Source organism: Comamonas sp. w2-DMI (genome assembly GCF_040187735.1).
Classification (GTDB): Bacteria; Pseudomonadota; Gammaproteobacteria; order Burkholderiales; family Burkholderiaceae_C; genus Comamonas; species Comamonas terrae.
Map to the genome: position 1 here is coordinate 176,521 of NZ_JBANEL010000006.1, position 10,917 is coordinate 187,437.

8 protein-coding genes are annotated in these 10,917 nt (G+C 59.7%); all 8 read right to left on the reverse strand.

Features of this window, described 5'->3' with window-relative positions; all coding sequences use genetic code 11:
• Positions 1 to 107: 107 nt before the first annotated feature.
• Positions 108 to 1,166 carry a Flp pilus assembly protein CpaB gene (cpaB, locus tag V8Z74_RS08910; protein ID WP_349708937.1) on the reverse strand — a complete coding sequence of 353 codons (1,059 nt, stop codon included), beginning with the start codon at positions 1,164 to 1,166 and terminating at the stop codon, positions 108 to 110.
• Positions 1,167 to 1,277: 111 nt separating this feature from the next.
• Positions 1,278 to 1,841, reverse strand: a complete 564-nt coding sequence (locus V8Z74_RS08915) for an A24 family peptidase (RefSeq protein ID WP_349708938.1) — start codon at positions 1,839 to 1,841, stop codon at positions 1,278 to 1,280.
• A 6-nt stretch (positions 1,842 to 1,847) separates the two neighbouring features.
• A complete protein-coding gene (locus V8Z74_RS08920; RefSeq protein ID WP_349708939.1) occupies positions 1,848 to 2,057 on the reverse strand; it encodes a Flp family type IVb pilin in 210 nt (69 codons plus the stop codon).
• A gap of 91 nt (positions 2,058 to 2,148) precedes the next feature.
• A complete protein-coding gene (locus tag V8Z74_RS08925; protein WP_349708940.1) occupies positions 2,149 to 3,843 on the reverse strand; it encodes a TolC family protein in 1,695 nt (564 codons plus the stop codon).
• Entirely contained in the window at positions 3,840 to 5,198 is a 1,359-nt protein-coding gene (locus tag V8Z74_RS08930; RefSeq protein WP_349708941.1) for an HlyD family type I secretion periplasmic adaptor subunit, read from the reverse strand. Before V8Z74_RS08930 ends, V8Z74_RS08925 begins: the two co-directional genes overlap by 4 nt.
• Positions 5,195 to 7,036 (reverse strand): peptidase domain-containing ABC transporter, encoded by a 1,842-nt coding sequence (locus V8Z74_RS08935; RefSeq protein WP_349708942.1) that lies wholly within the window; start codon positions 7,034 to 7,036, stop codon positions 5,195 to 5,197. The genes V8Z74_RS08930 and V8Z74_RS08935 overlap by 4 nt, the downstream gene beginning before the upstream one ends.
• 280 nt (positions 7,037 to 7,316) lie before the next feature.
• Complete coding sequence (locus V8Z74_RS08940; protein ID WP_349708943.1) at positions 7,317 to 10,367, reverse strand: UDP-N-acetylmuramoyl-tripeptide--D-alanyl-D-alanine ligase; 3,051 nt, start codon at positions 10,365 to 10,367, stop codon at positions 7,317 to 7,319.
• A gap of 11 nt (positions 10,368 to 10,378) precedes the next feature.
• Positions 10,379 to 10,894 carry an OmpA family protein gene (locus V8Z74_RS08945; RefSeq protein WP_066483562.1) on the reverse strand — a complete coding sequence of 172 codons (516 nt, stop codon included), beginning with the start codon at positions 10,892 to 10,894 and terminating at the stop codon, positions 10,379 to 10,381.
• Positions 10,895 to 10,917 lie beyond the last annotated feature (23 nt).

The following is a 10,917-nucleotide window of genomic DNA, read 5'->3' on the forward strand; positions in this document are numbered from 1 at the left end:
CTGCGCTGTCTGCTTGTTGGGCTTTTGAGTCATCAATTGATAGCTGTAGACGCTTTGCAGGCAAGCGTTTGAGTTCGATTTCAATCCAATGCGGCTTCATGGTTTTCTCAGTAGCTCACGGTCTGTACGGCGGCGCCCTGATGGAATTCCACGGTCTGCTGGCGCGGAGCCTGGGGCGTACGCGTCGTGTTCAAAACCGGGGCCGGGCGGCGCGTGTTTCTGGCATCGGCGCCTGTGGCCAGATCCTTGAACCGCAGGCCTGCAAAAGAGCGATCGACGCCTTGCAGCTGCTCTCCCTTGGGCAGTCGCCCTGCCGCGGGCTGCAGCACGGTGGGCAAGGCTGCGAACAGCGATGCATCGGGCATGGAGGTGTCATCGGGATGGCGCAGCGCCAGGGTGAGCTGGCCGTATTTCTCGGCCAGCGTCAGGCGCTCCACGTCGTCCAGCGGCACGGCCAGCACGGCGGTATTGGCCGGCTGGGCCTGGCTTCGGTCACCATTGCCGCCGCTGCTGCCGCGGCGCATGCTGCCAGTGGCGCTGTTGCTGCCGGACTCTTCTTCCTGCTGGGCTCGCCTGCGCTGCGCAAGCGTCGGTGGCGGGTTTTCGACACTGGCCGTGCCATAGGCCAGCACGCGGCTGCGTGCCAGCAGCAGGCGCGTCTGGGTATCCACGCTGGCATTGTCGGCACCCTGCCTGCCGTCGAGCGTGAAAAACACATCGACAAAATCGCCGGGGCGTACATGGTTGCCGGCAGCCATGGGCTCCTTGACGGCAATGGAGACCGCGCGCTGGCCTGATTCCAGCTGCAGAGACAGGCCGCTGACCAGGTTCTGCTCCAGCAACGGGGCTTCGGCCGCGATGGCCGTGAGCGTGGTGCGGCCCACCGCCGCATCGACGGACTGGATGCCATCGGCAATCGGCGCAGACAGCTGCACGGTCTTGAGGTCCTCGGCCTCCAGGCGCTGCCCGGCCGCCACAGGCCTTGCCGCCACCACGGCACCATGTAAGGGCGCCTGTCTTGTGCTACTGGACTCCGTCTGCGGGATGGAGGATGCGGGTACCGCTGCCACAGGCCGCTGCGGCTGGCGGCCCAGCATCCATGCCATGATGGCCAGCCCGATTGCCACGACCACCAGCAGTCCGGCGAGAATCTTGGTGAGGTTCATGGCGTGTACTCCCTGCGTCGTTGTTCTGAAAGCGTTGATACAGAAGCTTTGCGATCACCGCACATGGAGGGGGCGGTGATGGCAAAGCACCCGTGAGGATGCTCGGCCGGGCTAGCTGGCCGATTGCGGCCCGGTGCGGATCACCACCCAGATGGCGGCCAGTGCCATATAGCCTGCATAGGGAATGCTGCGCTGTATGGTGCGTCTGCCTTCGGCCATGGTGGAGTGCGGCGCAGGCATGGCGAAGGCGACAGCCAGCCGTCTGGGCAGCCATGCCTGCAGCAGGGCCCCATAGTTGCTGCGCTGCAGCCCGCGCCAGGCCAGTACCACCAGGCCATGCAAGCACGCCAGCAGGCTGCCGCCAATCCAGATGAGCAGCAGGTAAGGCGAAAAGCCGAACCACAGGCCCATGACGGCGGCAAACTTCACATCCCCGGCTCCCATCCAGCGCAGCGCATAGAACGGCAGCAGCACGGCAAAGGCCGCGAGCATGCCGGCCAGTCCGTCCCAGGGTTCGACCCAGAACGGCTGCACGCCGCTGAACAGTGCTGTCGCGCCCGAGGCCAGGCCCAGCAGCACCATCCAGTTGCGTACCTTGCGCGTACGCATATCCATCATTGCTATGGCTATCAGCCATAGCAATAGGATGCGGGAGAGAAGCCATGTAGTGGTCATGACTCTTCAAGTAGGGCAGGTCGATGACGCGGCGCTAAATGTTGTGCTCGGGGTTTTAACGACATTAGCTATCTTGCAAAACATATCACCCAATTGGGATCCTACCCCGGAGGCTCCAGCAATGATTGCTACAGCAATCAGTCCCGCAATCAGCCCATACTCAATAGCCGTAGCACCTTCTTCGTCCTTCCAGAAGTTCTTGATGAAATTGGTCATGGTGTGATCTCCATTCACAAACAAGGCCCATGGAACAAGGCAGTGGCCGGCGATGGGCTGACACCGGACGCTGCGGAAAAACAGGCGCACTTCACCACCGTGCGGCGGTGGTGACAGGCTGGTTCTGTGGCAGCGCAAGCAGTTGCGGATCGAGCCTCGGCTCCATGCGCAGTTGCAGGCGCTGTGCAGTCAGTACAGGGGAAGCTGGCTTGGCAGCAAATGGGGCGGTGGCCAGAGCCGTGGCAATCGAGTCCGGCTCGTGGCGCAAGGGCGCTGGCTCGGCGGGGCTGGGGCCAGGCTTGTCGGGAGCGGGCTTGGACTGCTGGGCAAACAGCGAATCCAGCCAATGTTCTGGAAGCTGCCTGGGCAGCAACTGCCCTGTGGTGCGGACGAGGCGCAATTCATTGATGCGCTGGTCATAGATCGCATCGGCTTCGTCGAGCATGAGCCGTTGCATATCGAGCTGCGCATCCAGTACCTGGGAGAGGCTGCCGCGGCCGGCTTCGAGCAGGCGCCGGCGCCCTTCAAAGGCAGCCCGGGCTTCACGTACGGCGTCTGCCAGCTGCGCTTCACGCTGGCGGCCAGCCTGCGAACGGCCCCAGGCGGCGGAAGCGGCTTCGCGTACCTGGCGCCGTACGGCTTCCTGCTGAGCCTCCTGGGCCTGCAGCTCATTGATGGCCTTGAGGATACGGTCGCGCAGCTCGAAGCCGTTGCCGAAATTCCAGTTCAGCTCCACCCCATAGCGCGTGCCGTCGACATAGAGCACACCCTTGGGGTCGCGCGTATGGGCGACGACTGCAGCCAGTGTGGGGAAGCGCTGGGCCTTGCTGCGTTCGACCTCTGCACGGGCGCGTTCGATCTGCTGCGCGATTTCCTGCAACTCAGGGCTGTTGCTTTCGGAGGCCTGCAGCGCGTTGCCCTCATTGGCCGGCATCCATTGCGCAGGCACCTGCAGGTCGGGCAGCCAGTCGTTTTCCGGCGTGAAATTGAAATAGCGCGTGAAGCGCGCCATGGCATCGAGGCGCTGGGATTCGAGCGCATGCTGCTGTGCCAGCGCGCTGGCTTGGCGCGAGGATGCCTGGCGCAGGTCGTTGCGGCCGACGGCGCCCAGCTCTGCACGGCGTTCTTCAAGGCGGGCCAGCTGTCCGATGATGCGGGCCGATTCTGCGGCAATGCTGGCCTTGTGGCCGAAGCGCTGCAGCTCCAGCAAGGCTGTCAGGGCATCGAGCAGCACGTTCTGGCGCGTGCCGTACAGCACGCTGGTCTGGGCGGCTTCCTGAGACTCCGCCGAACGTATGCCGGCGCCGATCGCTCCACCGTCGAGCAGGCTCATGCGCACCTCGGCATTGATGGTGCTGTAGGACTCACGACTCTGGCGCAGCTGGGCATTGCCGGAAGAGGTGCCGACCTTGAAGGTGGGCCAGCGCGCACCGCGTGCCGTATGCACATCGTGGCCTGCAGATTCGAGTGCTGCCCGGGCCTTGCGCACGTCAGGGTGCTCGTCGAGCATGGTGTGCAGCGCATCCAGCAATCGCCGGTTGGCGCTGTCGCCCGCCAATGTACCCGGCGTGAGCTGGTGAGCCAGCTGCAGCTTGGGTGGCTTCTGCAGGGCCGCGGCGGGGTCGACCCCCTGTACTGCGATGGCTTGCGAAGCTGTATCCATGTCTTCGGCCAGCACCGGGAGGGTTACGGCCTGCAGCATGGGAATCAGGCATGCCGCTGGGGCGAGCCGACGCAGCTTGGCCGGCGCCGAAGAAAGTGGGAGCAGGATGCGTGCAATCATCATGGCTCCCTGAAGGCTTCGCTCTGGATGCGCAGCACGGGCCGCAGCAGATACCAGATGAAGGGTTCACGGCCCAGCAGCAGATCCAGCTCGGCCTGCATGCCGGTTGTGATGCGGTTGTCGGTGCGGCCGACCCAGGGCTGCTGCAAGCTGGCCTGGATACGGAAATAGGAAAGGGATTCGGGCTGGTTGGGATCCCGGTCCGCGTCCGGTGCCACCAGCGTGACCTGGCCCGGCACGGAGCCGTAGCGCAGGAAATCGTAGGCTGTGATCTTGACCTTGGTCGCCTGGCCAGGCCGCACGTAGCCGCGGTCAGCGGGACTCAGGCGGGCTTCGACGATGACTTCGTCCTTGTCGGGCACGATCTCCATGATGGGTTCGCCAGGCTTGACCACCCAGCCGGCACCCGAGCTGCGCAGCCCCTTGACCACGCCTTCCGTGGGGGCAAGCACCGCGGTGCGCGTGCGCTGGCTCTGGGCACGGGAAAGGTCCTCCGACAGGCTGAGCAGCTCGCGCTCGGTCTGGGCCAGTTCCTCGGAGGCTCTGCGGCGGAACGCACCCTGGGTCTCCAGCAGCTTGGCTTCGGCCTGCTCGACCTTCGCCCGGTTGCTTACCAGGGTCTGGCGTGCTGCCGCCAGCTCGGTACGCACCTGTTCGAGGGCGCGCTGCTTGTCAATGACTTCCAGCTGACCAATGAGCTGCTCGGCAGCCAATTGCTTGGAGATGGCGGCTTCTTCCTGATGCAGACGAAGGCTGGTTTCCAGGCCCTGAATGCGGGCCTGGATCTGCGCAACATCGCCGCGTGCCTGCAGTTGCTGGGCCTGTGCGGATGCCATGCTGCCCTGATGTTCCAGTGTGCGGGAGGCAAAAGCACCCATTTCCGCCTGCACGATCCTGGGCTCGAGCTCCTTCGGAAAGTCGTTGGCCTTGAGCTGTTTTCCCTGGCTCTCCGCCATCAGGCGCGTCTTGACCGCCTGGGCAGTCGCCATGCGGGCTGTCAACTGTTCAAGGTTGAGACTGTTGCCGCCCAGGTCGATCTCCAGCAACGGCTGCCCCTGCGTAACGGTCTGGCCTTCGCGGACATGAACTGCGGTGACGATACCTCCTTCCAGGTGCTGTACGGTTTGCACGCGATCGGAAGGAATGACCTGGCCGCTGGCGACCACCACGTTTTCCACGGGATAGAAAAGGCCTACGAGCACCAGGATGGCAAGGGCTCCCACGACCAGCTTGCGTTTGCGGGCTGCCTGGGGGCCATCCGCCTCAGCTTGCGGTACGGCGGGCTGTGCATTGGTGGCTTCAGCCGTTCGGGACTGGCGCAGCACCAGGGGCAGATCGTCTTCGCGTCGGGCCCTCATGATGCGAGCTCCTGCACCTGGGAGTTGTCCTGTTCGGTTGTTCCGGCACCTGTTTCTGCAGGCGAGGACGCCGGCTCGCGAGGTGTCCCGAACAGCTCGGGCAGCAGTTGTTTGGGCGAACCGTGCTCCACGCTGCCATCTCCTCGCACGTGATAGATATGTTGTGCCAGCGAAGCCACACGCACGGAATGCGTGACTACGATGACGGTGTGCTTGAGCGAAATATGCTTCAAGGTCTGCAGCAGTGAGGTCTCGCTTTCGAAATCGAGATCGTTGCTGGGCTCGTCAAGAATCAGGACGGAAGGATTGCGCAGGAAGAGCTGGGCCAGGGCCAGTTTGCGCAGCTCGCCTGCGGAGAGACCGGCACCACCTTCTCCCAGCACCGTCTGATAACCGTTGGGCAGGCGACTGATGAAGCCATGGGCTCCGGACAGATGGCATGCCGTGATGATCTTGTTGTCGTCGGCTTCGGGATTGACCATCCGAAGGGAGTCGACGATGGGGCCACTGAACCAGTAAACCTGCTGGGCCAGGCAGCCAATCCAGCGGCCCAGGTCGCTGCGTGGAAACTGGGCCATGTCGTATTCGTCAATGAAAATACGGCCCTGGGTCGGTTGGTAAAGCCCGGCCAGCAGCTTGGCCAGTGTGGATTTGCCCGCGCCATTGCGCCCCACAATTGCATGCAGGCCACCGGGGCCGATTTCCAGTGAAACCTGTTCCAGCGAGGCATGGCCTGAAGGGTACTGAAAGCTGACCTGATCGAGGTGGAACAGTCCGCGTGGACGTGGCAGCTCCACGGTCTGTGCTGCTGTTTCCAGGGGCTCTTCCAGAACTGCCTGCAGGCGCTCGGTGGCCTCGTTGGCGCGCGCCATGGATCGCCAGTTGCCCGCAAGCTGGGCAATGGGCCCCAGCGCCTTGCTCGACAGCAGGTTGACGGCCATCAGGCTGCCTATGCTCATCCATTGCGCATTGATGGCGATGGCGCCCATTGTGATGACCGAAATGGAAAAAAGCGTGAGCAGCACATGGCTGGTTTCCCGGGCATCTTCCATTTCGCCATTCTTGCGAAAGCTTTCGGCCAGCCACTGGTCGTAGCCTGCTTGCCATGATTGTTTGGCTGCGGTGTCGTAGCCCAGAACCTTGAGTGTGCCTCGCGCATTGCAGATCTCGGCAGTGCTGCGGTCCAGCATACGTGCCTGCGCTACTTCCTCCACGCGTCCGCTGCGTACTTCATCCGCCCACCACCAAGCCAGCACGCTCAGGACGACCATGGCAACCAGGATCACGGGAAGAACGGGCCAGGCAATGATGCCGATGACAATCAAGGCCAGCAAGGCCATGGGAAGGTCGAGAACGGAGGTGGCGAGCCCCCCCGACATGCCCGAGCGCATGGAACTGACATCCCGAAACAGCTGCAGCCACTGGCTGGAAGGCCTTTGCTCCAGCGTGGCCAGCGGGTGGCGGAGCATGGCATTCATCAGTGCCTGCGATACATCGCGATCAAGCATGGCGCCGGCTTCGCGCAGTGTCCGGGCACGCTTGCGGCGCAGCCACCATTCCAGGCTCAGAAAGCACAACACGCCTGCAACCATGGCAATCAGGGTGGCCGTGCCGCCGCGTGCAATGACACGGTTATAAACTTGTAACAAAAAGATGGAGGGTAGCAGTCCCAAAAGGCTGATGGGCAGTGATAACCATGCAGCCTGGCGTAGCTGCAATGTTGCCTTGCGGAAAGAATCTGCAATGGCGTTGGAATAGGAGGGGGCTGCTTCTGCTTCTGCTGCCGCCGGATTTGCAGTGGCTGATGCCAGCTGATGGGGAAGCAGATATCGAATCATTGTCTCGAACCGTATTAATTTCCGTTAATGGGAAAGTAGCTTTTTGTTTCCTCTAATGTATCAAAATATTTGCCGATCTATGAGATAGCACAAGTTTTTTAACTTTTTCAAAAATTTATCAATGAACATGAGTTGATAGAAATTACTGATGGCGGGGTAAATTTAGATATATCTGCACTGGTGTTTTTACTAATATTCATAGCAACCTGAAATTATATTTCTATGTTGATAGCTTGTTTCTATGAGATATGATGAATTAATTATTTAATTGGATTTATATTCAAGCTATTTCTTGCCCGTTTTCTCGCAAAGCATCTGCTGCAATTGCAAGATTGGTAGCGGTACGGCCGGCCAATAGGACGGTGTCGCCAGCACGAGTTGTTCTCAGCAGGAAGTCAACCAGGCGGTTCAAATCATTATACCAGTAGACCTGTGGCAAGTCATACAGCGCAGAGGCCAGTCGACGCAGGGGTTCACCGTAGAGCAGTACATGCTTTGCCTGGGTTGACCGGATCAATGGTTCAAGCAGGAGCTGGGAAGATTCCAGATCATTTGCAACAGCCTGTATGCCTGCTAGTGCGATCACCCTGTGGCCGCTGAGCGGAGCATGCGCTTGCAACTGGGTGAATGCTGCTTGCATGGAAACCATATGACTGCTTTGGCTGTGGTCCAGAAGCCGTACGCCATTCGATAGCAATTGAGGCTGTCCCGTACCTTGCAAAGGTTGCCAGTCTTGCAGCAGCTCCTTCACTCCTTCCAGATTTTTTCCGAGGCTTTGCAAAGTGGCCAAAACTGCTTGCGCGTTCTGTGCCATGTGGTGTCCGTCGGATTGCAGCCTGAGCTGTAGATTACCTTTGCCTGTCGATATTTCCCAGCTCCCCTGGCGGTAAGACAGTTCACGTATATGCGCGCCGGAACCGCGTCCAAATGTGGAAAGCCGAATTTCGGCTTCAACTGCGGCCTGAACAATGCATGGCTGGGCTCCCAGCTTGGAATCGATAACCAATGTGGAGCCCTGCCTGAGCGATCTGATGATTTTTTCTAGTAAATAATTTCGTTTCTTTTTGTGTAGGAGTAAATCTTTTTCTTTTGTAGGATTTTTTTGCTTGTGGTTTTCTATGAAATCCAGATTGGAGATAACGACGATATCGGGCTGGATCCAGGGCAACTCATCAAGCAAAGTGGATAGAGGCAGTTCAATCAATGCGCATGGCGCTGCTTCGCTCCAGTTAATCATTTGAATGGGGATATCCTGTGCCAGCAACGCATCTGCACGTGGATCTTCCATGCCTTGCAAACTGCGGCGCAGCATGCTCAGGATGGAAGTTTTTCCCGCGCATCCGGTGGCTGCCACGACCGGTGCCTTGATTCGGAGTCGCGAGGCTTGGGCCCAACTGCGCAATCCCTTGTCGATACGGGGTACATGGAGGACTGGCACGCCATAGCCCGACAGGCCATGGGGCTGATTGCTGATCAATGCAGCAGCTTGCAGCGTCTGCAAGGCAGCCGGGGGGATGCCAATGGAAGTACCTGCATGCCGTACAAGCACTGCTGAGCCGGGCAGATGGTGCAGGCGGTTGATATCCAGGCCTGAGCAAAGAAGCGCTTGCTGGTGCAAGTTGAACCAGGTGCCACCCGTGATGTGGGCCAAGGTGGAACTGTCCCAGCTCATAGGGGGGCTCGTTTGGTAAATTCGCGAAATTCCGGGGGATTCGGATTGCGTCGAGGCATGAGAAGGAGCCCTCATCGCCGAGCGATGCATACGATCCATGCTTTGATCTAGAGTGCGTTCATCTGTCCTGTGTGAGAACTCCTGGGCGTCCGGCCATGGAAAACTTCTCGATGGCTTTGCCCGGGCGCGTTGCAGTTCCAGTGCAGCAATGGCTGTCATGAGCAGATAGGCCGATGTGCGTGCGTCGGCCAGTAGTTCATCGTGGCCGCCTCCATGGAAAAAGGCGGCCTGTGAACGCGCGGTCGGGGAAAGATAGATGGCTTGCTCCGGAAAAACCATGCGATGGCTGAGGGCCTGGAGGATTTCTCGCAGGCTTCCCGACCTGTCGCTTGGTGGTCCGATGAAGCGTGGTGGGGAATCCAAACCCAATAGAACACTTTCTATGACGGCCGCTGGCAGCCAATGCACATGCAACAAACGGCCGGCCTGATGTTGCTGGCAAAAATGCTCTATGAAAAAGTCTTGTTGAAATGGAGACCCAAAGAGGGTTCCCGGAGCAGTGCGAAACCCTATGCCTGCATTGCACCGCATGAAGGCGCTCAGTGCCAGGCTGGACCAGGCTCTCTCGTCAGGCCGGGAAGAGTCAGCGAAGGGGAGCAAGCTTGATGCCACTCTTTCCATGGAGGCATGCAAGCTGTCTTTCTCTCCCTCGGCTTTCACTGTTTCCGCGAAATGTAGTTGATGGGCATGGCGGACCATCACCAGCATGGCCAGGGACAAGTGTTCATGGTCATGTGGCAGGTATTGCAGCTTTTCTTCAAGGTGCTTAAAAGCGCGGTGGATGGCGGTGCTCAAGTCTGCCTGCTTTGTGTAGCGTTGTATGAGCAGCAGCGTGTATGTCAGTCCCAGGTGATCCGCAAGACACCGGTTGCACGGCCAATCCCCATCTGGGCGCTGGTGGCTGAGCAGCAATCTGCTCGTGGAGCGTAGAAGGGCCTCTGGCAATATCGGGGATTGCTGGACACCTTCAAACAGGGGATGCATCCGAGGAACAGCAGTTGCTGCTTCTTTGCCTCCTATGAAGACACCTTGCAGGCCCAGTAGAAGAGCGCTGGATTTCGTGAGCGACTCTGGGGATGACTTGTCTTGGAACCCGGACAGCGTTTCATTGGCCTCATTGGAGAGTTGCTGCAACACAAGTCGAGCATGCTCCAGCTCTGTATCTGCCAATGCCCAGTTTTGGGTGGGGTCCGGAGGGAGTCTGAGGAAATCTGAATTTGGCAGTGAGGCGATATTCAGGACCCAGTCAACCCGAAGTTCCACCTTGCTTTGTTTGCGCGCCCAAGCCCACTGGCGAACTCTTGTTGCGCCTTCTCTCCATGCAGCTTCCAGAGTAGCTGCGCGGACATAGAAAACGCAAGCCTGCTGCCCCTGTGCAGCCACGGTGAAAAACAGGATGCAGCCAGGATATGGCTCTGGCAAGAGCACAAGATGCTGCTCCAGATATCGACGACACCGGCACAGCTGCTGAGACAGCGCAATCTCGGTATCGCTGGAGCAGGGACCGATCTTTTTGTTGCTCGGAGCCGTCGCACTGCTGTGGGCTCGCAACTCGAAGATCGGTTCTGCCATGGCGATCTGGCCGTATGCAGATGGCAAGAGCTTTTGCTTCAGCGGTACTCGAACTCCACGCGTCGATTGCGCTGGTGTGCAGCTTCGCTTGTTCCAGGATCTGCCAGCCTTTCCTTGCCATAGCTCACAGCTTCGACCTTTGAAGAGTCGACCCCCAGGATCTGCAGGCTCTTGCGCACGGATTCCGCGCGCTTCTGGCCCAGTGCCAGGTTGTACTCGCTGCCCCCGCGGACATCGGTATGCCCTTGGAGCATGAGCGATTGTCCGGGATGGCTGCGCAACCATTGCGCATGGCTTTCGACAATCCCCCTGTCGACAGGACGAACGGTGTATGAGTCAAAGTCGAAGTAAACAATATGGGCCACATTCTCCGGCCCGCTTTGACCGCGCTGTGGTTTTACTTCCACTGGCGCCACACTGGCGATGCTGGTGGCAGGGCGGCCAAAGGCATAGTGGTGTTCTATATGTTTTGAGCTGCTGCCAAATGAGGTGCTGCAGGCCGCCAAAACAGATGTCAGCAGCAAAGTGGCATAGAGCTGGTGTTTTTTATACATAAGGTTCTCCTTGGCCTCTGCCG